Origin of the sequence: Kineosporia babensis, assembly GCF_021129305.1 — a bacterium.
GTDB classification, from domain to species: domain Bacteria; phylum Actinomycetota; class Actinomycetes; order Actinomycetales; family Kineosporiaceae; genus Kineosporia; species Kineosporia babensis.
Genome location: NZ_JAJOMB010000018.1, coordinates 157,194 through 181,825, shown reverse-complemented (window position 1 = coordinate 181,825; position 24,632 = coordinate 157,194). Strand labels below are relative to the sequence as shown.

At 66.7% G+C, this 24,632-nt stretch carries 22 protein-coding genes; 14 read left to right on the top strand and 8 right to left on the bottom strand.

The features are described from left to right. The first annotated feature begins 536 nt into the window (after nucleotides 1-536). On the top strand, nucleotides 537-1,496 hold the full coding sequence (locus tag LR394_RS28520) for a hypothetical protein (RefSeq protein ID WP_231447656.1): 960 nt from the start codon (nucleotides 537-539) through the stop codon (nucleotides 1,494-1,496). Nucleotides 1,497-2,220: 724 nt separating this feature from the next. Then, nucleotides 2,221-2,775, top strand: a complete 555-nt coding sequence (locus tag LR394_RS28515) for a hypothetical protein (RefSeq protein ID WP_231447655.1) — start codon at nucleotides 2,221-2,223, stop codon at nucleotides 2,773-2,775. A gap of 772 nt (nucleotides 2,776-3,547) precedes the next feature. Here the strand turns inward: LR394_RS28515 and LR394_RS28510 are convergent. Together LR394_RS28510 and LR394_RS28505 are read right to left on the bottom strand one after the other, a co-directional pair. Further along, nucleotides 3,548-5,046 (bottom strand): IS3 family transposase gene (locus LR394_RS28510; protein WP_231447683.1). Its coding sequence is split into 2 segments (ribosomal slippage): nucleotides 3,548-4,692 and nucleotides 4,692-5,046, totalling 1,500 coding nucleotides; the frame shifts between segments, so codons are not numbered across the junction. Between the two features lie 68 nt (nucleotides 5,047-5,114). After that, nucleotides 5,115-5,366 carry a hypothetical protein gene (locus tag LR394_RS28505; protein ID WP_231447654.1) on the bottom strand — a complete coding sequence of 84 codons (252 nt, stop codon included), beginning with the start codon at nucleotides 5,364-5,366 and terminating at the stop codon, nucleotides 5,115-5,117. A gap of 170 nt (nucleotides 5,367-5,536) precedes the next feature. Here LR394_RS28505 and LR394_RS28500 point away from each other — a divergent pair, with 170 nt between their 5' ends. The 3 genes from LR394_RS28500 to LR394_RS28495 all read left to right on the top strand — a co-directional run bounded on the left by LR394_RS28500 (nucleotide 5,537) and on the right by LR394_RS28495 (nucleotide 7,803). Continuing rightward, a complete protein-coding gene (locus tag LR394_RS28500) occupies nucleotides 5,537-6,370 on the top strand; it encodes a helix-turn-helix domain-containing protein (RefSeq protein WP_231447653.1) in 834 nt (277 codons plus the stop codon). Continuing rightward, a complete protein-coding gene (locus LR394_RS43755; protein WP_407937143.1) occupies nucleotides 6,370-6,585 on the top strand; it encodes a DUF397 domain-containing protein in 216 nt (71 codons plus the stop codon). The genes LR394_RS28500 and LR394_RS43755 overlap by 1 nt, the downstream gene beginning before the upstream one ends. 87 nt (nucleotides 6,586-6,672) lie before the next feature. Then, nucleotides 6,673-7,803, top strand: coding sequence for a Fic family protein (locus LR394_RS28495; protein WP_231447652.1), 1,131 nt, complete (start codon nucleotides 6,673-6,675; stop codon nucleotides 7,801-7,803). Between the two features lie 344 nt (nucleotides 7,804-8,147). On the opposite strand, the gene LR394_RS28490 is transcribed toward LR394_RS28495, so the two are convergent. Then, nucleotides 8,148-9,023 carry an undecaprenyl-diphosphate phosphatase gene (locus LR394_RS28490; RefSeq protein ID WP_269329920.1) on the bottom strand — a complete coding sequence of 292 codons (876 nt, stop codon included), beginning with the start codon at nucleotides 9,021-9,023 and terminating at the stop codon, nucleotides 8,148-8,150. 89 nt (nucleotides 9,024-9,112) lie between these two features. Between LR394_RS28490 and LR394_RS28485 the strand changes: the two genes are divergently transcribed. The 5 genes from LR394_RS28485 to LR394_RS28465 are packed head-to-tail and all read left to right on the top strand — an operon-like array spanning nucleotide 9,113 to nucleotide 16,092. After that, nucleotides 9,113-14,095 carry an HD domain-containing protein gene (locus LR394_RS28485; protein ID WP_231447650.1) on the top strand — a complete coding sequence of 1,661 codons (4,983 nt, stop codon included), beginning with the start codon at nucleotides 9,113-9,115 and terminating at the stop codon, nucleotides 14,093-14,095. Further along, the gene (locus LR394_RS28480; protein ID WP_231447649.1) at nucleotides 14,088-14,423 is read left to right on the top strand and encodes a relaxase family protein; all 336 of its coding nucleotides are present in this window, start codon (nucleotides 14,088-14,090) and stop codon (nucleotides 14,421-14,423) included. Before LR394_RS28485 ends, LR394_RS28480 begins: the two co-directional genes overlap by 8 nt. Beyond that, nucleotides 14,420-15,016, top strand: a complete 597-nt coding sequence (locus tag LR394_RS28475; RefSeq protein ID WP_231447648.1) for a hypothetical protein — start codon at nucleotides 14,420-14,422, stop codon at nucleotides 15,014-15,016. The genes LR394_RS28480 and LR394_RS28475 overlap by 4 nt, the downstream gene beginning before the upstream one ends. Nucleotides 15,017-15,019: 3 nt before the next feature. Continuing rightward, nucleotides 15,020-15,880 (top strand): helix-turn-helix domain-containing protein, encoded by an 861-nt coding sequence (locus LR394_RS28470; RefSeq protein ID WP_331283113.1) that lies wholly within the window; start codon nucleotides 15,020-15,022, stop codon nucleotides 15,878-15,880. Then, entirely contained in the window at nucleotides 15,877-16,092 is a 216-nt protein-coding gene (locus LR394_RS28465; RefSeq protein ID WP_231447646.1) for a DUF397 domain-containing protein, read from the top strand. Before LR394_RS28470 ends, LR394_RS28465 begins: the two co-directional genes overlap by 4 nt. Nucleotides 16,093-16,375: 283 nt before the next feature. Here the strand turns inward: LR394_RS28465 and LR394_RS28460 are convergent, their stop codons facing one another. Next, nucleotides 16,376-16,711, bottom strand: coding sequence for a hypothetical protein (locus LR394_RS28460; RefSeq protein WP_231447645.1), 336 nt, complete (start codon nucleotides 16,709-16,711; stop codon nucleotides 16,376-16,378). A 355-nt stretch (nucleotides 16,712-17,066) separates the two neighbouring features. Here LR394_RS28460 and LR394_RS28455 point away from each other — a divergent pair, with 355 nt between their 5' ends. Next, nucleotides 17,067-17,357 carry a tautomerase family protein gene (locus LR394_RS28455; protein ID WP_231447644.1) on the top strand — a complete coding sequence of 97 codons (291 nt, stop codon included), beginning with the start codon at nucleotides 17,067-17,069 and terminating at the stop codon, nucleotides 17,355-17,357. 85 nt (nucleotides 17,358-17,442) lie between these two features. Here LR394_RS28455 and LR394_RS28450 read toward each other — a convergent pair whose 3' ends face one another. Then, complete coding sequence (locus LR394_RS28450; RefSeq protein ID WP_231447643.1) at nucleotides 17,443-18,999, bottom strand: alpha/beta fold hydrolase; 1,557 nt, start codon at nucleotides 18,997-18,999, stop codon at nucleotides 17,443-17,445. Nucleotides 19,000-19,054: 55 nt separating this feature from the next. Between LR394_RS28450 and LR394_RS28445 the strand changes: the two genes are divergently transcribed. Then, nucleotides 19,055-19,642, top strand: a complete 588-nt coding sequence (locus LR394_RS28445; RefSeq protein ID WP_231447642.1) for a TetR/AcrR family transcriptional regulator — start codon at nucleotides 19,055-19,057, stop codon at nucleotides 19,640-19,642. On the opposite strand, the gene LR394_RS28440 is transcribed toward LR394_RS28445, so the two are convergent. After that, nucleotides 19,557-20,027, bottom strand: coding sequence for a hypothetical protein (locus LR394_RS28440; protein WP_231447641.1), 471 nt, complete (start codon nucleotides 20,025-20,027; stop codon nucleotides 19,557-19,559). The two genes, LR394_RS28445 and LR394_RS28440, sit on opposite strands and share 86 nt — an antisense overlap. A gap of 284 nt (nucleotides 20,028-20,311) precedes the next feature. Between LR394_RS28440 and LR394_RS28435 the strand changes: the two genes are divergently transcribed. Beyond that, the gene (locus LR394_RS28435; protein WP_231447640.1) at nucleotides 20,312-21,148 is read left to right on the top strand and encodes an SDR family NAD(P)-dependent oxidoreductase; all 837 of its coding nucleotides are present in this window, start codon (nucleotides 20,312-20,314) and stop codon (nucleotides 21,146-21,148) included. Nucleotides 21,149-21,198: 50 nt separating this feature from the next. After that, nucleotides 21,199-21,765, top strand: coding sequence for a TetR/AcrR family transcriptional regulator (locus LR394_RS28430; protein WP_231447639.1), 567 nt, complete (start codon nucleotides 21,199-21,201; stop codon nucleotides 21,763-21,765). Between the two features lie 3 nt (nucleotides 21,766-21,768). Here the strand turns inward: LR394_RS28430 and LR394_RS43270 are convergent, their stop codons facing one another. Both LR394_RS43270 and LR394_RS28420 read right to left on the bottom strand, forming a co-directional pair. Then, nucleotides 21,769-22,959: an alpha/beta-hydrolase family protein gene (locus LR394_RS43270; protein ID WP_231447638.1), complete on the bottom strand. Its 1,191-nt coding sequence runs from the start codon at nucleotides 22,957-22,959 to the stop codon at nucleotides 21,769-21,771. An 86-nt stretch (nucleotides 22,960-23,045) separates the two neighbouring features. Further along, on the bottom strand, nucleotides 23,046-24,542 hold the full coding sequence (locus LR394_RS28420) for an MFS transporter (RefSeq protein WP_231447637.1): 1,497 nt from the start codon (nucleotides 24,540-24,542) through the stop codon (nucleotides 23,046-23,048). Nucleotides 24,543-24,632: the final 90 nt, after the last annotated feature.

Below are 24,632 nucleotides of genomic sequence, written 5' to 3'. Positions count from 1 at the left end.
GGGCATCATCCCAGACCGGGCCACGATGCGCTCAACTGGCAAACAGCCAACCCCGATGGCGTGACCGCCAGGAATCCCGGTCCTTCAGGACCGGGATTCCTGGCGGTGACCCGATGACACCCGCCTGCACCGAAGGGTCCAGGGCAAAGGTCGGCTCGTCAGCAGCGATGATAGATCCGATGGAATGCAGCCGTGCAACGGATAGTCAAGTCCCAGATCCCTTCTCCAGTTGCTTTCGGTACCAGTGTGACCGGGCGCGGACGGGTCGCGCGGCAGACTCAGCAGCGCTCAGAGCGGTCGCGCTCGGATACTCTGCGTAGCCACTACGGGCCCGGTCGAATGAACCGCCGAGCCTGAGGATCACCTGCATGCCCGCTGTGTGCCAATGTGAGCCCGCAAGATCGACTAGGAGTTCCCTAGTGACTTCAGGCAACGAAAATGCCTGAGCCACAGCAACTACCGAAGGTGACACGATGCGCGCAAGTTTTGGCCGGGGCACCCTGGCAATCGGGGTGGGTCTGGCCTCGCTGGTCCTGGTGCCGATGGCGCCGACCTCTGCGGCCGCCGAGGCTGTGCCTGCGGAGACCGTCATCAGCGCGGAGGACTATGACCGGGCCAAGGCGAAAGCCGCGAGCACACCGGACACCTCAGCCGAGCGTCGGATCGAGGCCCAGTTTCTCGAGGACGCTGCTGTCGATCACGGAAACACCTACACCCGCGCCGAAGTTGAGGTTGTCGATCTCGGCCCGGCGTTCATCGCCGGCCCAGTCGACCTCGATGTCAAGGAGATCGTGATCGCCGAGAGCGGCGACGACGCCACGGTCGAGGTGGCAGCGGACCTGAACCCCGGCACTATCGACGCGCAGGCCCCCAGTTCCGGATCAGCCGAGTATGCCACCGTCGCCGGTGGCTCCTATCGGATCGTCGTCAAGGGCGTAGGCGACGCGATCTTCACGTGGGAAAAGGCCAAGCGTAAGGACGAAAAGGACAAGCAGAAGGACTACTGGGCCTATGCTCGGGAAGCCAACGGAGAGCCGTATGCGGTGAAGAACTGGCCGAACCCGCGCGTGTCGAATCTGTACATCCGCAACTACCCGACACAGAGCACCTACAGCAAGCTTCGCACCTGGGAGGCGAACTCGCAGCCGGCCGCCGATTTCAAGGGCGACTGCAACGAGTCCCCTATGACGATCAGCCTGGGGGCAGGCGGCGCAGGGGTGGAGATGTCTTTCCGGGACTGCGCTTCCAACGATGTCTCGAGGAACTCGAGTGTCCCGGGCGAGATGCGGATCGAGATGGATCAGGGATCGTTCGTGCTTCAGGCAGGAAACATCGGCACCGGATACATTGCGTCGTTCTCGACCAAGCAGGGCGAGGTTCCCTACTTCAACGACCAGCAGCGGGTCACCTTCCGCAAGTACGCCGTTCCCGCCGCCTGGGGTCCGGGAGGCCCGTCACAGACGTGCGAGCACACCAACGGCAACCGGACCTGCTGACGTGTCCCGCACCCTAACTAAGACGGTTACCTCCGTCGTGGCCGCCCTGCTCGGCCTCGTTGCACTGAGTGCTTGCGGACCCGCCACGAGCAGCACAACCGGATCGGCCAGTCCTGACGGACAAGGCGAAGATGCACTGCCGCGAGTGTGCCAGGAAGACAATAGTCTCGAATGCTTGCGCCTCGACTCCGGTCAGTGGATCGCTATGGTCGGTGAACCGGGGCCGGACGGCCTGGTCGTTCTTGATGCGGGCGGACCGGGCGCTACAGGACGTGAATCTCTCGCCCTACGAGCGGCGCTGCCGGCGTCACTCTCGGAACGGGCAGCGGTTGTCCTTCTCGAGCCCTGGACGTACGACCCCTGGAGCACGCGCTGCCGTCCCGAACTCGCCGAACTATCGCTCGGATCACGCACGGACCTACCTGTCCAGTGCCCGGACATCGTCTCGAAACTAGAGGCCGCCGGCCGCGGCCAGCTCGCACAGAATATTGAAAAAGCTGTAGGGCAACCCATCTCGGCGGTCGTTGCTTTCTCGTTCGGGGCTCCACGCACACTTCCGCTGTGGGCCGGACTTCGATCCGACGACACCTTGATCGTCATGGCTCCAGCACCGTCACCTGGCACCTCGTCAGCAGATGTCGTTACAGCACGCTCGCGATCTGTCACGAAGCTGGTGACCCAAGTCCGAGAGGAAGAGTGCACCCCGGCAGACGACTGTCCGAGCGTGAACGACTTCCTGGCTGAGGTCGCCGGAGAAGGCAACTTTCGTAAGTCGAAGGTTACCTTGGGGCAGGTTCGTCTGTTCCTGCTGGCCGCCACCGTCGATCCCGCTAAGTACACACCGGTGATTACCGAGCTTCTCAAAGATGGTGCACTGAAGACTGAATCGACGATCGAGCGAACAGCTCTCAGCTTCGCTCGCGTGATCGACGATGGACCAGCCTTGCCGAGCAATGTCGGCTTCCGTTCTGAGATGTGCCAGGCCTACGGTGAAATTGACGGGTTGGCCGAAGGAGACGCCATCGCCCGATCCTTCGCCGATCAGTTAGGACCGTGCACAGGAACTCAGTTCTGGGACGACAATCTCCCTGAATCCATTGAGGCCCAAGCATGTCTGATAGTCAACGAAGAGGACCTTGTGGCCTCGCCGGACTTGATCGACGACTATCGGAAAGCCTTCGGCCCGGATCGCCTGCGAACAGTCAACGCTCCCGCCCACGAGTTACCTCTCGGCGCGCTGAAGGCGCTCACCTTTACAGACGGGGGTAGTTGCCGATAGCTCCCGCGCCTCGTAGGCGGAGCAGCATCACGCACCTGAAAGCGATTCCTTTCCCCGCCTGCTGGCTTCAAGAGTGTTCCGCGTTCTCTCCCGTCTACTCCGCGATGCGGTGTGCAACCTTGGCCACGCCTGTGGAACCGCCGCAGGCGTGGCCGTTGTGGTCATCCGAGTGAGATCCCAGGAGCGCAACAGTCTTCGCACAAGGCCGACCAGACGTGGGCGAGGCCGTCCCGGTGTGAGGAAGTGCCGGTCATGCATCCAGCCCACCGTGGTCACGTCCAGCCCAACAATCACTCCCGATGCCCACCCGAAAGGCACGTCAAGCACTCCGACGACGAGGTTGTCACTGGCACCCCACCGCTCATCAACGGCCACCGGTAGCGGTCCTCCTGCTCACCGGCGTGATGATGGAAGCAAATGCCTCGCTCTTGGAACCACGCGCCGTGTCGGCGGCGAACGACAAAACATCAGGTCATCGGCAGTACAGCAGGCCGCTGTAGTAGTGACGGCGTGCCGTCGCGGTCCCAGGCAGCGCGGAGGCGGCTGCGCTGCCCGGCATGAGCCGTACGGACGCTGCCGCTTCCTCCATGCGCTCCCGCGCGTCTGACTTGGCTGCTCAGCCGTCGTCGCCCACCAGTCGGGGCCGCTGGTAGCCCTGTAGGAGATCCTCGGGCGCCAGAGCCGAGAGCTGGTCGGCTCGGGATGCAGCCTCGCGGAGGTGTTCGGCGATCTCCAGGGCCGGTACGTGTCAAGGGTTTGAGGCCAGTAGGAGTTAGGCTGCAGCGGGTTTCGTCCTGGTTGCTGCGGCTGGGTCCGGAGATGGTTCCTCGGGTTTGTTGATCCAGGCCTGTTCGGGCAGGCGCAGACTCTTGGGCAGGATCGCCGGCCCGGAGCTGAAGCGCTCGGGGTGGGCGCGGCGGGCTTCTTCCAGGGCGGCCAGGCGGGTGGCCTGGACCTGGTGGTGGCGGCCGTAGTGGACGTCGGCCGGGACCAGTAGACCGATCCCGGAATGGTGATGGCACGCGTTGTACCAGGCCGCGAAATCGTCCATGAACTGCCGGGCGTGCCCGAGGTCGGTGAAGTACTCGGGGAACCAGGGTGAGTACTTCAGGGTCCTGAAATTGGCTTCGGAATAGGGGTTGTCGTTGCTGATCTTGGGTCGGGAGTAGGACGGGTCGATGTCCAGGTCCTGCAGGAGGTCGGTCACGGACTTCGATTTCATGGCGGTGCCCCGGTCGGCGTGAACGACGTGCGGGATGCCATGCACGCCGAACACTTCCCGCATCATTTCTGCTGCCAGTTCACAATTTTCGCGGGCGTGGACGTGCACTCCGACGATCATCCGGGAGTAGATGTCGATCATCACGTAGGCGTCGTAGTAGACGCCCTTGATCCTGCTGCGCAGCTTCGTGATGTCCCAGGAGAACACCTGGCAAGGACCGTCAGCCATCAGTTCGGGACGTTTCTTGGCCGGGTGGCGCGCCTGCCGGCGACGTTCGAGGACCTGTTTCCTTTCCCGCAGAACCCGGTAGATCGTGGAGACCGACCCCAGATATCGGCCTTGCTCCAGGAGCAGGGCATAGGCCTGCGCCGGAGCCCGGTCCACGAGATCCTCGCTGGTCAGGGCCTGGACGATCGCTTCCTGCTCGGACGGGGTGAGGGCGTTGGCCGGCCGCGCCCGCACCTGCCGCAGGGGTGTTGCCCGGGACCGATCGCGAGGTTCAGCGCTGCGCGGCAGTCCGGTGACCGTCGAGGCGGCCCTGGTGCTCAGCCCGGCTGCGGTCAGGGCCCGGTAGGCGCCGATCAGGACCTGCCGCGCCCGTCCTTGCGGCGAAACGCAGGCGGGATCTGCTGCTCGGCCTCGGCTTGTTCCTCGCTCTTGGAGATCGTCTCCAAGAGCTCGAAGGCTTTTCCCACGATCTCCAGCGCCGCATCGGACGTGGCCCGCTTACGCTCACTCACCTCCAGAGCCCGCTTCAAACGGGCGATCTCAGCCTGCTCGGCGCTGGGCCGGCCCACTGACTCACCAGGTGCCCTGCCCTGCAACAACCCGGCATCGCGTTCCTTGCGCCACTGCGTGATCGAGGACGAGTACAGGCCCTCACGCCGCAGCCACGCACCGCCTTCACGGTCCTGGACAGCCTGTTCATACCGCGCCAGAAACTCCAGCTTCTGCGCCGGCGTGAACGAGCGCCGCGCACGACCACCAGCCGGACCAGGTTCCTTGCCACTCATGGAACCATCCTGGGCCACAGGCCCGGGCACCGTCATACTCACTGATCTTCATCCAATTCTCGCCCCGTCACAGGCAGGCCTTGCTATGAGCCGCTGGCCTCAACTCACCCTGGCAGACGGGGGGCCTGCGCCGCGTTCATCTCGAAGGTGTCGCCCAGGGTGATGCGCGGCGGGCTCGGGATCACGGTGACCGGTTCGGCCAGCAGGTCGTAGTCGATGCGTTGGGCAAGGCGGGTGTTCACCACATCGCCGGTCACCGTGACGCTGCCGATGATCCTCTCGTGATCGATCGCTTCCTCATCCACCACGGAGGTCTTCACCCAGGGGTGGCCGTCCGGGTGCAGCTTCTCTCGCATTCTCAGGTCCCCGTTTCGTCGCGATAGCTGGGTTGAACTGAGGGCAACCTTGAGGTCGCCCCAGTGGCAACTGTGAAGGGAACCCTGCAAATGGCGCACGTAGTGTTTTGCAGGGTTATTGCGTCACACTGGAAGTGGCCTACGGGGACGAATCGAAGGGGCACGGGGTGATGTCACGATCGAACCAGGTTGTTGCTCCGACGCTGGCTCAGCGTCGCTTGTCGGAGCGGTTACGGGCTGCGCGCGTCGCGGCAGGGCGCAGTCAGGAAGACGCCGCTACGGCCCTTGACTGCGATGTCACGAAGATCTACCGCATTGAGTCGGGGCGTACGGCCGCCAAGCCTGCCGATGTGCAGGCACTGGGCTTCACGTATGGCCTGGACCGCAAGAGCATTGATGACATGGTCTTGCTCTCTCGCGGGGCGAAAACGCGTGGCTGGACAGACAATTACCTCGACATGATTCCGAGTGACCTGTCGATGCTGGCGGATCTGGAAGCAAACGCCTGCACGATCCTCAGCTACAGCGTGGAGAAAGTTCCTGGACTGCTTCAGACCGAGGACTACGCGCGAAGCGTCATCGATCTGGCCGACGAACTACCCTCGGCGAAGCGGGAGAGCCTGCTCCGGTTTCGACTTGAGAGGCAGGAACGACTTCTGGATCGCGAGTCCGCTCCCCGGCTCGGTTTCGTGATCCACGAGGCGGCACTACGAGTGGCTGTGGGCTCCCGGAGTGTTCTGTCCGGTCAGATCAGCAGTCTGCGGGAACTTGACTCCGATGACGTGGCGGACATTCGGGTGTGGCCGTTCTCGGCCGGTCTGCACCGCTGGATGTCTGGCGCCTTCATTCTGCTGGAGTTTGCAAGCAGGAACGAACCCAGTGTCGTTTACACCGAGAACCAGGTAGCAGCACACTATTTGGAATCACGAGAACAGGTATCACGGTTCGCCTCGATGTTCCAGGACCTGCGGAACAGATCCATCCCGATGAAGGAGTTTGCGTAATGACCCCTACCCCCGATCCTTCGGCATGGGTGAAGGCCAGCAGGAGCGGACCGGACAATGAGTGCGTTGAGATGCGCTGCACTGGAGGGGCTGTCGAGATTCGCGACACCAAGGCCAACGGCGCGGGTCCGACGCTACGGTCGGCCCCGGCCGGTTTCGCCTCGTGGTTGGCCGGCGCGAAGCGTGGGGAGTTCGATGGGCTGATCGGAGCCTGATCGCCTTCTCGTGACCGGGGCGGGCGCCGGGAAGGCGCCCGCCCCGGCCCGCGCAGCCCGGCACCACCTCGCACTTAGGGTAAGGACATGCTGTTCCCCGTTCCGGGCCTGACGAAGGACGACCTCCGCGTCCTGGCCGAGATCGACGCGATGCGGGAACACCTTCGTCGTCTTGTGCAAGGTGCTTCCGTTCCTTGGCTGGACGGCCTGCGCAAGTACCTGACCGCCGACGCCGCCTCCAACACGATCGAGGGCTTCAAGGTCTCGACCATCGATGCCCAGGACCTGATAGCCGGCGAACGCGACGTCGAGGTCTCGGCCGAGGACCGGGAAGAGACCCTGGCCTACCAGCGGATGATGACGTACATCCAGACTCTGCACGACGTCAGCGATTTCCGGTACGACAAGGGCCTGCTGAACGCCATGCACTGGATGCTCCAGGGGCACCGGCACACCCCGCGGCGCCCAGCCGGCCAATGGCGTCCCGGGCCGGTCTATGTGACCGACCCACGCGATGCCTCGGTCGCCGCCTACACCGCGCCCGACGTCCAGCAGCTACCCGACCTCATGAACGAACTCGTCGACTGGCTGAACGCGGACAGCCAGGCGCCGCCCCTGGTCCGGGCCGCCATGGCCCACCTGGATCTGGTCTCGATCCACCCCTGGTCCGACGGCAACGGCCGGATGTCCCGCTCCCTGCAGACCCTGCTGATCGCCCGCGAGGGGGTCCTGGCCCCGGAGTTCTCCTCCATCGAGGCCTGGCTCGGCCGTCCCGGCAACACCTGGCAGTACTACCAACTGCTCAATGCCCGCGGACCCCAGTACCGACCGGACCAGGACGTCAGCGACTGGATCCGGTTCAACCTGCTCGCCTATCACCAGCAGGCGCAAACGGTTCAGGGACGCTGGGACCGCTCGGCAGCAGTGTGGGAACAACTGGAGACCGCGGTCGCCGCCCTGGGTCTGGACTCGCGCACCGTCTCCGCCCTGCACGATGTGGCCATGACCGGCCGGGTTCGCCGGGCCGGCTACGAACTGGCCGAAGGGCTGAGCACGCACCAGGCCCAGCGCGATCTTCGGGATCTGGGCGAGCTCGGGGTGCTGGTTGCTTCCGGCCGCACGCGGGCCCGCACTTATGTGGCGGGGCCACAATTTCCGGAGCAGGCACTGCAGACCGCCCGGACACCGATGATCCTCACCGATCCGTACCGGCCCTAACCGGGTGAGCAGGATCCAGACCTGCTCACCCGGTGCGTTGGTTTACACCGTCACCGGCTCCATCTCGGGAACGACCGGCAGGACGTCCTCTCGTTCCCGACGGCGTTCGACGAGTTCGCACAGGACAGGCACCAGCCGTCTTGGACACTAGCTGGGTCCGGGGTACTTCTCAGCCAGAGGCGCCCTCGGTCCGCTCTCTCACGCATCCGACCTACATGACGAGCACCACTAAAACCAACGCCGCTCAGTTAGCCGGATGGGCTGGTTGCCAAGGGGGACTGTCCGGAAACCCCGGACAGTCCCCCTGAGATGCCGGGCGACCCTCCTGCCCACCCAGCCCTGCCTCAGCCGGTGTGCTCACCCGCCAGCGGCTCGATCACACCAAAGCTGACCAGCGCGATGATCACCACACCGAGAACAACCCGGTAGATCACGAACGGCATGAAGCTCTTGGTCTCGATGAACTTCATGAACCAGGCGATCACCGCGTACCCCACCGCGAACGAGATCACCGTGGCCAGCAAGGTCGGCCCCCAGGTGACGTCCGGGTCGTCCAGCGCCTCGCTGATCGAGAACAGCCCGGAGGCCATCACCGCGGGCACTGCCAGCAGGAAGGCGTAGCGGGCGGCGGCCGCCCGGCTGTATCCCATGAACAATCCGCCGCTGGTGGTAGCGCCGGACCGGGAGACCCCAGGAACCAGTGCCAGCGCCTGACAGAACCCGTAGATCAGGCCGTCCCGCACGGTCAGGTCCTGCAGCTCCTTACGCCTGCCCGGAGCGGCATGCCGTCCGATCACCACCGCGTCCCCTGCCCGCCGATCGGCGAGGCCCAGCACGAGTCCCATCACGATCAACATCGTCGCGGTGATCCGCAGGTCCCGAAACGGGCCCTCGATCTGGTCCTGCAGGGTCAGGCCGAGGACGCCGATCGGGAGTGAGCCGATGATCAGCAACCAGCCCATCCGGGCGTTGGGGTCGCTGCGCAGGCCCCGGTTCACCAGGGAGCGACACCAGGTGGTGACGATGGCGAAGATGTCCTGGCGGAAGTAGATCAGGATCGCGGTCTCGGTACCGATCTGGGTGATCGCGGTGAACAGCGCGCCCGGGTCGTCCCAGCCGGAGAACGCGGCGGTCAGCCGCAGATGCGCGCTGGAGGAGATGGGCAGGAATTCGGTGAGTCCCTGCACCAGCCCAAGAATGATGGATTCGAACCAACTCAAGGTCGCGCGGTTCCGTTCCGGGATCGGATGATTTCGAGCCAATGGATCCTAGCTGGCCAGGACCGCCGGGCTCACACCACCCGGCCGACATGGCAAAATGGCCACTTTTCTCGAATCGGACACCTTGTATCGCTTTCGTGAGGCACTATCGGCACGGGCGGCTCCCTGCTCACTGGTCTTCGGAGCACCGAAAGGACACAGTTGTGGAACAGCGAACAGCCTTGCTGATCGGTGTGCCGGCCTACGACGACCAGGACAGGTTCAGCTCACTGGACGAGCCGGTCCGGGCCGATCTCGGGCTGATGACCCGGGTCCTGCGTGAGGGTGAGTACCAGGTCGAACCGTTCGGTCTCGGCGATGAGCAGCCCACCGCGGGACGGATCCAGCGCAAGATCCGGCAGGCCCTCGAGCAGGCCCCCGAGAACGGCGTCCTGCTGATCTACTTCTCCGGCCACGGCGTGGTGATCGACGGCCGCGGCTACCTGGTGCCACAGGACGCCTACGCCGGCCCGAACGGCCCCTACCCCGACGATCTGGTCCCGGTGGTCCCCCGCGATCTCCGGGCCTGCCGGGCACGCCTGGTGCTGATCGTCGCCGACGCCTGTCGCAGTCAGCCACTGACCGAACCGATGGTGGTCAACGAAGGGCTCCCCTCACCTCCCAAGGGCTCGCTGGTCGTGATCAACAGCTGTCTGGTGGGCGAGAGCGCACGCTTCAGCCCGGAAGGAAGCCACTTCACCAAGGCCTTCGCCGAGACGCTGGACCGGCGTCATTCCGCCCGCACCCTCGACGCGGTCTTCCGCGCGGTGGAGACCCAGATGGCCCGCACGTACCGGGGCGACGGAGCACAACGCCAGACGCCGGTTCGGGCCATCGCCTCCAACGTTCCAGGGCCGCCTGAGGAGATCCTGATCTGCGAGGGCGACAAGGTGGGGGACGCCTGGCGCAATGCCGCCAGCAACACCGACCTCTGGAAGCGCACCGCTCTGCCCGCCCCCGCCGTCGAGGAGATCAAGCGCGCAGTCCAGGCGACGGTTGGATCCTGCGCCGAACGCTGGAGCCGTTCGCAGGAACGCTTCAAGCTCCGGTCCGGGATGAAGGACGAGTGGAGCGACCAGAACTACCCGGTCCGGGTGCTCGGTGCCCTCGAGGCCTGCCTGCCGCAGACCGCCCTGCTCTCCGGCCTGGAACTGGCCGCCGTGATCAGCGCACCGTTCATCCGGGAGGTCACGCTGGGAAACGGATTGGTCGATGCCGGTGAGATCAGCCCCGACGACTTCACCCGACGGTACGACGAGGGTGCCCGGCATGATCTGGAACTCACGCACGGCCTGCACGAGCATGTCCGCCGACGGGCCGAGGGACTGGCCAAGCGCGATCACCTCGTGGCCCGCGACGCTCTCGCGCTGTGGCTGGTGCACCGCTGGCTGGCCGAACGCCCGGCCCCGGCCAAGGACGCCACCGTGCAGGCGCTCTGCAAGGATCTGGTCACGAAGGTGAGCGCAACCGCCCCAGGCGCGGTCAGTGGCCATGAGACAGCGCTGATGTTCCAGGTACTGAGCCAGTGCGTGGACGCGGATCCCACCGACAGCCCCCTGCTGGAGAAGGTCAGGAGCACGGCCTTCGACTCGAGGTTCCGGGCCCTGGCCGGGTTCCTGGTCCTGTCCGGGGCGATGGCCGCCGATCCGCGGCGCATGCCCTCCGTCGTGGTCGACCACATCGGAATCAGCTCTGAGGTATCGGTTCCCACCGTGCAGGCGGCGCTGAGGCAGACCCGCTGGACCCGCCAGGACAACACCATCACCCTCAATGCGCCGGGGTGCGACCACGCGGCGATCTACGCCGCGCTGACCGAGGTGTTCAAACGCGTGCGCAGCACCACCACGGTCTTCGCCGGCCTGGAGCCGGACCCAGGCCTGACCGAGAGTCGCCCCCAGGAGCTCCGCTCCATGCTTCGGCCCGCTGTGGATGCCGACGGCCAGCCAATGTTCGACAAAAGCCTGCCCCGGTTCCGAATTTCCGACGACAAGATCCGCGAACTGCTGATGGGACGCCAGCTCTACGGCGACCCGAAGCTCGCCCTTCGCGAGCTCTACCAGAATGCGCTAGACGCATGCCGGTACCGCAACGTGCGGCGGGAGTACTGCGACAGAACTGGTAACCGGGTGGCCCCCTGGGAGGGCACGATCGTCTTCCGGCAGGACCGCGACGAGACCGGCCGGGCGTACATCGAGTGCGAGGACAACGGGGTCGGGATGAGCGAGGACGTGCTGCGGTACACCTTCGCCAGCGCCGGAGACCGCTTCGTGCACCGCGCCCAGTTCCGGATGGAGCAGGCGAAGTGGAGCGCTCTGAAACCTCCGCTACGGCTGATCCCGAACAGCCAGTTCGGGGTGGGGGTGTTCAGCTACTTCATGATCGCCGAGGAGATCGAGATCTGGACCCGGCCGGTCGACCCGGACGGCGATCCCGAGGGCCCCGAGGTGAAGGCGCAGATCGCCAGCAGCGGAAGCCTTTTCCAGATCAGCAAGGCGGACCGGAAGCGACTTCCGATGGGAGGCACGATCATCCGGCTGTACCTGAACCTGGACGAGGAACTGTTCGCCGCGCGCAGCCTGCGTGAATTTCTGTGGGTATCGGAGTTTCGCGTCGAGGCGCAGGAAGGGAACACGAAGGATATCTGGGTCCCGGGCGAACTGCACACGCTGCCAGGAGTGAGCTCGCAAAGGCAGTACAAGGACGACCTGTGGTGGGTCGACGGCGTGGGCGCCCTGCTCGCCGATGGCATTCGCACCAACGAGGAGCGGTACGGCCTGGTGGTGAACCTGCGCGACAAGCATGTGCCGCAGTTCAGTGTCGACCGGAACACTCTGCAGGCGTGGGACCAGGCTTGGGTGGATCAGCAGATCGATGACTCGTTGCCGACGGTGCTCGACTGGGGTCGGCTCACCCTGTCGTGGTTGTGGCAGGTCAGCGAGAGCATGCCGGTCGTGGCCGAGAAGATCTACCAAGGGCTGGCCCAGGCCGAAAAGACCTTTCCGGTCGAGCCGCCCTGGGGCAATGCCCGCCCCGCGCCGGCGTTGCGGGTCGGGTGCCTCCCCTTGGACGAGTACATTCTGGACGGCCGGACCGGACCGTCTTTCGATGCCTCCGACCAATGGCTACCGACCTGGCGGGCTGCTGTCTGGTCGGGTCTCTCGTCGGCGCTGACCGGCCGGGGCCTGGCCATGGCCGCTGAGACCGACGGATTCGCCGTGCCCGGGCCGATCGACGGCGTGCTGCTGACCAGACTCTGGGATGCGGCCCTCACCGGCAGGGGCACCGTCCGGGTGGGAAGACCGCACGCGCTTGAACTGGTCGACGTCCTCGTCGACGAAGTGGAGACCCCGGTCCAACTGCTGCGCAGACTACGCCGCTACGCAGTGGTCGGGCTCGACCTCAGCTCGGCCCGCGAACTGCCGCCTGTGCGTCACCACCGCTTCGTCGACCGCGACACCGACCTGCCGGAGCAGACGGAGAACGCAGCTCTGCTGCCTGCGGTGCTGGCCTGGTCTCCGCCGGGGCAGGAGCGCCGGACGGCGTTGGCCGGGCACCTGGCCAAGGTGTCCCGGAATTTGCAGGCATCGCTCGGAGAGGTGGTGAAGCGGTCGCGGGAACTCGTTCCGGTAGGGTGGATCTCACCCCTCGAAGGAGCTGGAACCGAACTTCTCGAACGGGTCTGCGACGACGCAGATGTCAAGGCACTCACCGGCTTGTACAGAAGTCATGAGCTGACCATGTCGCTGGCCGTCCGGCCCATCCAGGTGCTGCGACTCGCCGTCGACCTGAGTTGCACCGTCGGCGAGGTGCTGGAGCGCTACGACCTCTTCGCGCCGCTAGGTTTTCGGGTAGTGGGCCGGGAAAAGTACCCGCCAGATATGTCGGACATCGAGCGTGCTGCGCTGGAGTTCGTCGAGAACGCGGGCGATCAGCTGACGCAGCTGCATATCTATCTGCTCGCAGTCCGACTGAAGCACACGGTCGATGAGATCGTCGACGGTCTGGAACGTCTGCGCTCAATGGGATTCCTCAATCTCCCCGAACCCAGCCAACTCGACGGCCCGGAGCTCACCCCAGACGAAAACGACCTGATCGCGGACCACTTGGTGACCACCGACTACCATCGGGACCAGGCCGAAGTGGTCACGGGGTGGCAAGGGCTGAGCAGAGTTCTGCGCCGCATCGGTTCGTGCCACAAACCTGACTTCGAAAGGCAACTCGGCCGGTACGGCCGCCTCGCCACCATTCTCGCCGAGCAGCATGTCGTCTCCGCGGCAGAGGTGGTCGACACAAGTAGCATGTTCGACTGCTCGGTGGCCGAAGCCTTCGAGACTCTGACCAAGGTGCTACCTGCCACCTGCATACCCGATCTGCCCGAAGCGGTTCGGAGCTCGACCCTTCATGGCCGCGATCTCGATCTCGACGTGCTCACTGATGAACCACACTACGGACAACCCCGCCTGCCTGGCCTCTCCTGGTCGCTGAACCCGATGCGACTCGCGGATACGGCTCTTTACCATCGTCTTTCGATCGCCGAATACCTCGAACGGCTGGAACCAGGGCGGGCGCTCGGAGCCCACCTGCCCGAGCTCGACCAGGCCCAGCAAGCCATGCTGACCGACCGGCCCGCCGACCGTCACGACGCCGAGATCCTGCAGCAGGTGGACCAGTTCGGTATCGAGTCGACTCTGGGCGAGGTGACAGCGCTGCATCTGGTGCAGATCGCCGGCCGGTACGGCTGGACCCTGTCCCAGGCGCACCAGCGGCTGGCCCGTTTCACCCCGTTCGGAGTCGAACTACAGTACCCGGCGCAGGCCTGCGACGACCAGATCGTCTTCTGGCAGGACCTTCTGGTGATCACCGAGTACCTGGACGGCCAGGCACCGGTGCTGTCCGGAAACGTCTCCCGCTCGCACCTCGCGCGCTGCGTCGAGGAGGTCGGGGACCCGGTCCAAACCGTCATCTCCCGCCTGCGGCGCTTTGCACCTCTGTTCGGCTACCAGATCGACCTGCTGGAGGAATCCGATGACTGACCCGCCGGTGAACCCGAACCACCAGCCCATCGACTTTGAGCCCAGCACCCATCCCTTGCAGACCGAGGGCTTCACACCCCTCGTCGACGAGCGGAACCGGCAGATCCTGGTCTCCGGCATCTGCCCAGCCTGCCAGGGCCGGACCGAGACGCCCTGGCCCCTGGCGAGCGGCGGGCAGAAGGGATGGCGCCGCCACACGGCCCCGCAACTGGCCGTCCCCGACGAGCCCACGACGATGATCTGCGAGTGCGGCCGGCCTCACCCCAACCGGCCGCAGGACGATCGTTACGAGGGCTGCGGAGCGCAGTGGACGGTCCTGCTCACGTGAACGACCTTCGCTGGTGGGCCGATCAGGCCCGCGATGTGCACCGCCACCAGCTCGAGATCGTGCGGAAGCAGGCCGAGGCCTGGCGGGCCGGGCTGTCCGGCCTGACTGCCTTGATCGGCACGGTGCTCCTGGTCAAGGGCAGGGACAGCTTCGCCGACCTGGAGACCGGTTATGCCGTGACCGTCGCCGTGCTGCTGGGTCTTACGGCGGCCCTGCTGGTGACCGCCACGCTGAAGGCGATCAGTGCGGCGTCCGGAGTGCCCGGTGACAACACCGTCGTCACACCGGAGAGCCTGCGACGTTGGAGCATGGAGGAGGCGTTTCTCGCACAGCGCCGCCTGTTGTGGGCACGACGCCTGACGGTGGGCGGATTCTGCCTTCTGGCGATGGCGGTAGGACTGACGTGGTTCGCCCCCGAGGCCGCAGAGCCTCCGCCGCTGCTCCAGGTCGTTGCGCCCGGCGAGAAAGGATGCGGAATGCTGGTCGGGATGGGTGCAGAGACGGTGATGCTCCGCAGCGGTGACGACCTCCGCATCCTGTCGCTGACCGAGCAGACCAGGCTGACCACAGTAACGACCTGTCCAGACGGATAGCTCCTGCCAAGAGAGGCCTGGGCCTTCACCCCGGAACGGGACTGTCCGGAAACCCCGGACAGTCCCCAGCGTCGGCTGGCGGGGCGGCTGCGTGCTGCCCGGGTGGCGGCGGGTCGCAGTCAGAAGGATGCGGCGCTGGCGCTGGACTGTGACGTCACGAAGATCTATCGGATTGAGTCGGGTCGGACCGCGGCGAAGCCCGCTGATGTTCAGGCGCTGGGTTTCACGTACGGGCTGGATCGGTCGCATATTGACGACCTGGTGAGCCTGGCGCGCGGCGCGAAACTACGGGGCTGGACCGATGGTTACGTCGACATGATCCCGAGTGACCTGTCGATGCTCGCCGATCTGGAGACAAGTGCGCGGTCGATCTCCGATTACAGCGTAGAGAAGGTTCCGGGGCTCCTTCAGACCGATGAATACGCCCGGTGCGTGATTGATTTGGCTGGCGAGCTTCCCCGCGCGCGGAGAGATGCTCTCCTGCGATTCCGACTGGAGCGGCGCGAGCGTGTTTTCGAGTGCCGGGACCGTCCGCGTCTGCGGTTCGTGCTGCACGAGGCGGCCTTGCGCGTCGAACTGGGCACTCATCGGATCCTCGCCGATCAGCGTACACATCTGCTCGACCTGGCAGACCGGGGCGTGGTCGATCTGCGCGTGTGGCCGTTCTCGGCCGGCCTGCATCGCTGGATGTCCGGTGCTTTCACCCTGATGGAGTTCGCGGGCAAGAACGAACCGAGCATCGTCTACACCGAGAACCAGGTAGACGCTCACTATCTTGAAGCGCAGCAGAAGGTTTCGCGCTTCTCGGCCATGTTCCAGGACATGCGCAAGAGATCCATCCCGATGAAGGAGTTCACGTCATGACCCCTACACCCAACCCCTCACCATGGGTGAAGGCCAGCAAGAGCGGACCTGACAACGCATGCGTCGAGATGCGCTGCGCTGGAGGAGCCATCGAGATTCGAGACACCAAGGCCATCGGTGCGGGCCCGACGCTGCGGTCCGCTCCAGCCGGTTTCGCCTCGTGGTTGGCCGGCGCGAAGCGTGGGGAGTTCGATGGGCTGATCGAAGCCTGATCTGTTGCTCGTAACCGGGGCGGATGTGGCCCGGTGGCCGGTGGGACCGGCGCCCTCGCGGCATGCCCGCCGGGCGCCGGGACGGCGCCCGCCCCCCGGGCCCGCGCGCAGCTCGGCACCACCGACAAACGCCCAAGGAGATACCGCGGCTGCAGGTCGATCCTCTGGAGCGGGATCTTTTCCGTCGCCTTCGCCGATAGGGGCGGGCTCAGGCGCTGCGAACCTCGGCCTCGGCGCGCTCCAGCCAGGTCAGGTACCAGCGGCCGAACCCGTCGCCGTTGGGCTACTGCCTCAGCGGGACATCGACGCCGCGGGCGTCGTCCCAGACCGAGCCACGACGGGGGCCGCTGACGACCAGCCAGTCCCAGTACCCGCACCCCTGATGGGCCAGGAGAACGGCGCCGCGGGTCTGCTGCGCCATCAGTTCGTCCCAGCGGTTGTCCCAGGCGTCCCAGGCCACGACGTCTTCCCTGGGCGGTTCTTCGGAGTCGTAGCGCGCGAATTCGTCCTTGACGCAGTCTGGGTCGAAAGGGTGGGCCAGAGAGTTCAGGTCGGTCTCGCCCTCGCTCCAGCTCGTCCACAACCAGCGGCCGTCCTCACCGCGGGCCAGGCGGCACACCCCGTAGTGCGGACCGGCGCCGCCCGAGCCCGCGTACAGCAGACAGGACCGGTAGTCGTCGGGCAGCGGCCAGTTGCTTTCCGGCAGCGAGGGATTCCTCGATCGTCCAGCGGCGGCCGGCGATCTTGACCAGCGTCCCGACCGGGACCGGGGTTGGGGGTCCAGGCGCAGTAGCAGGCGTATTCGCCGGTCTCACGTGAGCAGGCAATTCGGGAGGTCAGCGAAATCGTCCGAGTTGCGCACCGCGAAGTTGCCGGCACCTCAATCGGCACCGGAGCAAGGCCGTAGTCTGCACACGTGCCGCACCTCATCATTGAACATGGAACCGGGCTCACCCCCCTCGGACCAGGACCGCATGCTGCGCAGCGCGCATCAGGCCATGCTGGACTCGGGCGAGGTGCGCCGGCCGGTGGACCTGAAGTCGAGGATCCGGCAGGCCGACCAGCATCTGGTCGGCAGCGACGACCCGGAGGCCACGTTCGTCCACGCCGAACTGCGGCTGCTCGTGGGCCGTTCGCCGCAGACCCGACAGGCGCTGGCCGAGGCGATCCTGGCCGCGCTGGTGCCGGGTCTCGGGCCGAAGGTTCAGGTCAGCGTGGAGATCCGGGAGCTCCCGGCGGAGTACGCCAAACGTCAGTTGCGGTAGAAGTTCTGGTCGTCACGGGGTTCACATACGCTCGCCCCTTCTTCAGGATGACGAGCTCAGCCTGAAGGAGGGGCGAGCGACCCGGTCAGAGCCAGCATTCGGCCCCGGGCCCGGGCCCCTTCAGGTCGACCAGGTAGGTAGCTACCGCATCGTCCACACACTCGTTCCCGGCGATCGTCGCGACGTGCAGGTCACCGTGGACGGTCAGCAGGTCGCCGCCCAGCGTCTCGGCCAGGCTGATGCCGTACTCGTGCGGTGAGGCTGCATCCCCGGTCACCGACACCGTCAGGGTGTTCGGCAGCCCTTCGATGCCGACCGCGTACGGGTGCCCGACCGGGTCGTGCTCGGGCCAGCCGGCGCAGTCGTCCGGCACGGCCGCGGCGATCGGTGAGGGCGGGGCCATGAACGGTGCGGCGTCGGAGTACGCCTGCAGCGCAGCGGAGTTCTCCTCGGGTGTGAAGTGCTCGTCGTCCGCGCAACTGATCGCGTAGGTCGCCTCCAGGAAGTCGACGTAGGAGCCGTCCTCCTGACGACCGTGCAGGTTGTCCCGCAGTTCCAGCAGGACGTCACCCTTGCCCTTGCGCAGTTGTGTGAGCCCGGCGATCGCCTGCGGCCACTGCGCCTTGTCGTAGAGGGTGGAGACCATGCTGTCCACAGCCGCGACGAAGCCCAGGGACCGCCCGCCCGAAGCCGGGACCGGGTTCTGGGCCAGTGGCTGCACCAGATCGTTGAACTGCGCCGTGGCCTGGGCCGGATCGGTTCCCAGGGGACAGGAGTCCTGTTCGGCGCAGGCCGTGGCCAGCTTGTCGAAGGCGCGCTGGAAGCCCGCCAGCTGCTGGGTCCGGTAGGCCTGTGTGCTGGGCTGTCGGGGGTCCACCGCCCCGTCGAGCACCATCGCCCGCACCCGGTCCGGGAACATCTCGGCGTACACCGGCCCCAGACGGGTGCCGTAGCTGGCTCCGGTGTACGTCAGCTTCTCGTCACCCAAAACCGCGCGCAGGACGTCCATGTCGCGAGCGGTGTCCCGGGTTCCGATGTGCCCGAGGACGTCCTTGCCACCGACGCTGGCGGCGCACCGGTCGGCGAGCGTCACCGGGTCCGCCGTCCCCAGCCCGAGGATGGCGCCGGGCAGGGCGTCGGAGTCGCGTTCGGCGTCGGTGAAGCAGTCGACGGCGGGGGTGGTGGCGCCGGTGCCCCGGGGGTCGAACCCGACGAGGTCGAAGTTCTCAGTCACCGGACTCTGGGCCCAGGCCTGGGACAGCAGGGCGGCAAAGCTGACACCCCGGGCGCCCGGGCCGCCGGGGTTGAGCACCATTGATCCGATCGGTTTCTCACCCCGCGCCGGGACGCGGGAGACCGCGATTCTTCCGGTCGCACCTTCGGGTTCGGAGTAGTCGAGGGGGACTTCGAGCCATCCGCACTCGGCCTCGGCGGCTGTCAGGTACCCGGCGTCGGACGCGGTCGTGGCGAACTCCTCGCAGTTGCCGAACGAGATCTTCTGTCCGTAGTAGTCGTCCAGGGACCGGGCGGGGGCTTCGTCGTCGGCCGAGGTGCAGGCTCCGAGCAGGAGCGCTGCGGCCAGCGGCAGCGCCCATCGGTTCAGCTTGCGCACGCCTTTCCGGTGGTCGGGGTCTCGGGGCATGTTTTTTAGCATGACCATGCCATAAAGATTAGCACGGCCCTGCTATAAAAGATCTGTGCCGAAAATCGTGGACCCCGTCGCCCGGCGCGAGCAGGTGGCCGAGGCGGTGATCGCCGAGATCGTCGAGAACGGCCTGCGCTCGGTGAGCCTGTCCCGGATCGCCGAACGCACCGGCCTGGCGATCGGGAGCATCCGGCACTTCTTCGGTGACACCCGCGAGATGATGCGCTTCACCCTCGGCGCGCTCACCCAGCGAGCCCTCGAGCGCGCCGCGAGCCGCACCCTGTCCGCCGACCCAGCCACCCGGATCAGTGACCTGGTGAGGTTCTCGGTCCCGTTCAGCGAGCAGGAACGGCGCGAGAACATCGCCTTCGTGGAGTACCGGGTCCTCGCCCGCACCGACCGCGAGCTGGCCGCGGACATTGCCGCCGTCACCACCAAGGCCAAGGCCGCCGTGGAGTCACTGCTGCGAGACGTTCTGGTTGGCCAGGACGTCGACGATGACACACTGCGGCGCGAGACCCTGCACCTGTACTCGGTGATCGAGGGTCTGTGTTTCAGCGCCGCCCAGCAGCCCACTCCCCTGGCCGAGGCGGATGTGCGGGCCGTGGCCGAGACCTTCGCCGCCCGGCTGGGCAGGTAGCGCTGGAGAACCTGCCGAGCCAACGAACGACCGGAAACGGCCTAGAACGGGCGAAGCCCGAGTGCCCCCAGGCCATCTCGGCCAGCGCCGCCCGGCTCTGACGCATGCCGGTGCTTCGCGGGATCCGGGGCGCCGCGTTGATCAGCCCGATCACCGCGTGCGCCCGGGTCCGGTCCACCCGCACGTCGCCAGCGGGCGCGGCGGCCCCGATCACCTGGACCCAGATCTCGACGTACTCCCGCTGGGTCCGGCGCACCTCCAGTAGTTCCGCGGGAGAGAGCTGGAACCGGTCCCGGTCGTAGTTCAGGATCAACTCCGGCTCGGTGAGCGCGAAGTCCCATTGCCACTCGGCCAGGGTCCGCCGCGCGTCTAGCAGTCTGGTCACGAACTGCCGTTCTGCTTCGGCCGGTTCTGCCTCCGCCAGGGGCGAAGCGGAAGCGGTGGCCCCCTGCCCCGTGCACTTTCTTGACCGCGTCCGGGCCGGCTGCGCGTAGTCGCCCGGCCCGCACCACGACATCTGCCCAGTCGATCTTCACCGGCCCACGGTCGTCCTTCCATGGGCCGGCGAAACAACTTGTTCGTTCGACTTAGTCGTTCGCATTGTTCGATCGAACAAGTTTGCCTAGAGTTGGGGCCTCTCACCGGATCACCCTGAGGAGAAGTGAATTCATGAGCGGTCAGAGCCTCACCGGGAAAGTCGTAGCGGTCGTCGGTTCCAGCGGAGGGCTGGGCACCGCACTGGCCCGTTCGCTGAGAGCCCGGGGAGCCCGCCTCGCCCTGCTCGACCTGGACGCCGGCGCGCTGGAACGGCAGAGCACCGACCTCGCCGGGCCGAACCTTGCGCGGGGCTGGCCCGCCGACGTCACCGATCTCGCCGGTCTGCAGAACTCGATGAACGCGGCGGCCGAGCACTTCGGCCGGATCGACGTCGTCGTCGCCAACGCGGGCGTGGACTCGATGGCTCCGCTGTCCACGCTCGACGAGGATGTGTACGAACGCGTGATCGACATCAACCTCAACGGCGTGTGGCGCACGTTCCGGGCTGCTCTGCCGCACGTTCAGCAGCGCCACGGCTACCTGCTGGCGATCTCGTCGATGGCCGCGTTCGTGCACTCGCCGCTGCAGACGCCTTACAACGCAAGCAAGGCCGGGGTCTGGGCGCTGTGCAACAGCCTGCGTCTGGAGGTTCGCCATCTCGGGGTCGACGTGGGCAGCGCGCACCCGACCTTCTTCCCGACCCCGATGACCGAGAAGTCCCGCGGTGACCAGGCAGGCCGGACGCTGTACTCCCAGGATCCCTACGGGCTGTGGACGATGGTTCCGCTGGAACAGGTCGTGCGGGACATCGTGGCCGGCATCGAGCGCCGGGCCCGCCTAATCACCACGCCGCGCCGGCTTTCCCTGGTGGCTCGGGCCCCGGGGCTGGTCCAGCCGCTGATCGACCGCGTCGGTTTCCCCGGTACGACGATCACTGAGGCGATCGCTCACACCTCGAGCCGCGGGTGAGGGGTGGCCCGGGCCGATCGCGTACTCTCGGGCAGGTGCGGCATGTCCCGGTGAATGAGAGGCGCCCCCAGTTGGTCCGGGCGGCCACCGAGCTGATGATGCGGGAAGGGGTGGCCGCGGCCACCACCCGCGCAGTGGCGACCGAGCTGGGAGTGGGACAGGCGACCATCCACTACGCCTTCGGCAGCAAGCACGAGTTGCACAAGGCCGTCCTGCTGGCGGTGACGCAGGAGATCCTCTCCGACGTCCAGGCCGCCGCACCACCGGCCGCGGCCGACTTCGCCACCGGTCTGCGGTTCTTCGTCGACCGGCTGTGGGAGTCGGTGACCTCCGCCCCGGAACGTCACCACCTCGTCGCCGAACTGTCGCTGACCGCTCTGCGCGAGCCGGTCCTGCGGGCCTCGCTGCAGGAGCACCAGCGGTCGGTCAACGAGGCGATCGCCGGCATCATCGCTGCCGTGGCCCAGGACTGCGGTCAGGAACTCACCCGCACACCACAGGCTCTGGCCCGGGCCTTCGTCGCCGCCCACGACGGTCTGGTCGTGCAGTACCTCACCGACCAGGACGCCCAGGCCGGCCGCGACTGCCTGCTGGACCTGGTCACCACGATGGCCTGAGTCCTACGGAGGTCCGGGCAGGCGCAGGTGCCGGCGGTCCGGGCACACGCCGACGGGCATCCTGAGACACCAGCGGTGCACCGTCTCGGCCCCGTACCGATGACCGTGCCCGACTGGCACTTCCAAGGCCGAGGCAGCATCGGCCAGAGCGGAGAGCGAGGGCCCCAAAGGAAACGACGGGGCCAGCCCGGGAATCGGATCATCGCTGTGATTCAGCACCGTCACCGCGGGACGGGGCTGGACCGGTTGCCCGGGGACGCCGGTGAGCAGGGCCGCATCGATCCCGGCCAGCGGGTCGCCCTGAGCGGTCGGGAGCAGGCCTACGGCGCCCAGACTCTCGCCGTAGGCCAGTAGTAGTGGTCTCTCCCGCCGGGGAAGCTGACTCGCCTGTTCCCTTACTGCCCTGGTCAGGGCCGCGGCCGAGTCCTCCACCCCGTCCCCGCCACGAAGGAAGGCCAGCCAGCTGGGCGCCGCCGAGTACTGCACCACAACCGTGGCCAGATCGCCGTGGTAGAGCTCCTCGACCCGCTCGACCACACGCTGGTTCACCCATCCGGATCCGGTCGGCACCACCACCAGAACAGCCCGCCGGCTCAGACCGCCCGCAGCTTGCAGACGCCGGATTGCCTCCGAGGCGCGGGCATCGGAAGTTTCCGCCCCGCTGGTTCTGAGCGGAACGTAGACCCTGATCGGCTGGGAACTTTCGCGGCCGGTGACCGAACTGATCTCGGCGGCTGGGCGCAGGCCGGACAGGAAGTCGTCTCCGGCCGTGCTCATCCGCCCAGGCACCACGTGTCCAAGGCCCAGCGCGGTCATGCCGACCATCACCAGAAGGGTCCGTCCGGACCGGCGGCGCAGGACCCCGGTCAGCCGGACCACTCCCCCGGCCAGAGCCACGGACCCGACCATGACCAGTACGGTCTGCCCGGCCGACGGATCCGGAAGACCATAACGTTGGTTCGCGGTCAGGGCCCGGCCGTGCGTGATGCCTGCGGCCAGGAGCAGCAGAAAACCACTCATCAGCCACGGAACCCGGACGCTGCTACCGAGAAACTCTCTTGCCCATAACCGCTTCCGGCGCAGTCCGGCCTGAGCGATGATCGCCAGAACATACCCCTGCAGCAACGCCAGGGCACCCACGACAGCCTGGGTCAGGCCGGTCCGCGGCAGGAGTTGCGGCGGAAGGGAGATCACCAGCACTCCCGCGGCCAGGACCGACCGCCAGGCACAGCTCCGTTGATCTGAGAGCAGTTTCGCGGCCCAGGACACGGCTGGCCGGTTCAGTGGGCCACGGTGATCGGGCTGTCCGGATCACGGGTCAGCGGCCCACTCCGGAGCACCAGAAAGCAGACCAGGGCGCCGAGGACGAACATCCAGCCAGCGCAGCCGAACGCGGCCGTATAGCTCTCCACCAGCGACTGGGCCACGACCCGGGGATCGTGTCCGGTGCGGGTCGACAGGTATTCGTCGGCGGCACCGGCCGCCACCGCACTGAAAACCGCTGTGCCGATGGAGTAGCCGACCTGCTGAACCGTGGTGACGGTGGCGGAGGCGACCCCGGCGTGCGCGTGCTCGACCCGATCGGTCGCCGCGGTGATCGCCGGAGCCATGACCAACCCGATCCCCGCACCGACCAGCAGGAGCCCGGGCAGGACGTCTCCGGTGTAGGTACTGGCCAGACCGAGCCGGGTGAAGGAGAACAAACTCACCGACGCGATCAGGAAGCCGGCGGTCACCGGCACCCGGGGCCCGACCTGGCCGATCAGGAAGGGCCCGGCCTGGGCCGCGACCACGATCGCGCCGACCAGGGGCAGGAAGGCCACGCCGGTGGTCAGGGGCCGGTATCCGAGAATCGTGGACAGGTAGTAGACCAGGAACAGGAAGAGGCTGGACAGACCGGCAGCGGCGACCGACAGGGCGATCAGCGAGCCACCGCGATTGCGGTCCAGCACGATGCCCAGCGGCAGCAGCGGGGCCTCGACCCGGGCCTGTACCCAGACGAAGGCGGCCAGCAGGCCAAGCCCGACGAAGATCCAGGTCAGGGTCGAACCATCGCTCCAGCCGGCCGTTTCGGCGTTGGACAAGCCGTAGACCAGCGCCACCAGACCCGTCACGCTCAGCAGGGCGCCGCGCAGGTCCAGCGGTGGCTGCTCACCAGCCTGCTGTCGTTCCAGCAGCCAGAGGCCACCGACGGCGGCGATCAGGACCAGGGGCAGGTTCACGTACAGGCACCAGCGCCAGGAGAGGAACTCGGCCAGGGCTCCGCCGAGAACCAGGCCGATCGCCCCGCCGGCTCCGGTGACCGCGCTGAACAACGCGAAGGCCCGATGCCGTTCCCGGGTATCGGTGAAGGCGGACGTCACCAAGGCCAGCGCCGCCGGCGCGAGCAACGCCCCGAACCCGCCCTGACCGATCCGGGCGGCCAGAAGAATGCCGAAACTGTTTGCTGCACCGCCGATTGCGGACGCCACGGCGAAACCCGCCAGCCCGGTCAGAAAAGTGGCCCGCCATCCGAGCAGATCTCCGAGCCGTCCGCCGACCAGCAGCAGCGCTCCGAAGACCAGGGCATATCCGGTGATCACCCACTGCCGATTGCCGTCCGAGAAGCCGAGATCCTGTTGTGCCGTGGGCAGTGCGATGTTCACGATGCTGCCGTCCAGCACCACCATCAGCTGGGTGAGACAAGCGACGGCCAGAATCCACCAGCGCCGCCCGCTGACTGCGGCCAGGTCGCCGGGGGACGGGCCGGGGGCACCGTTGTGCGGAATCGAGGACATGGGTCTCCTTCATCGGAAGGACAAGGATCGATCTGCGGGATGCACCGTCACATCCGGCTCGTCGCCGGGCGGTCGAAAAGGGCCGGGACA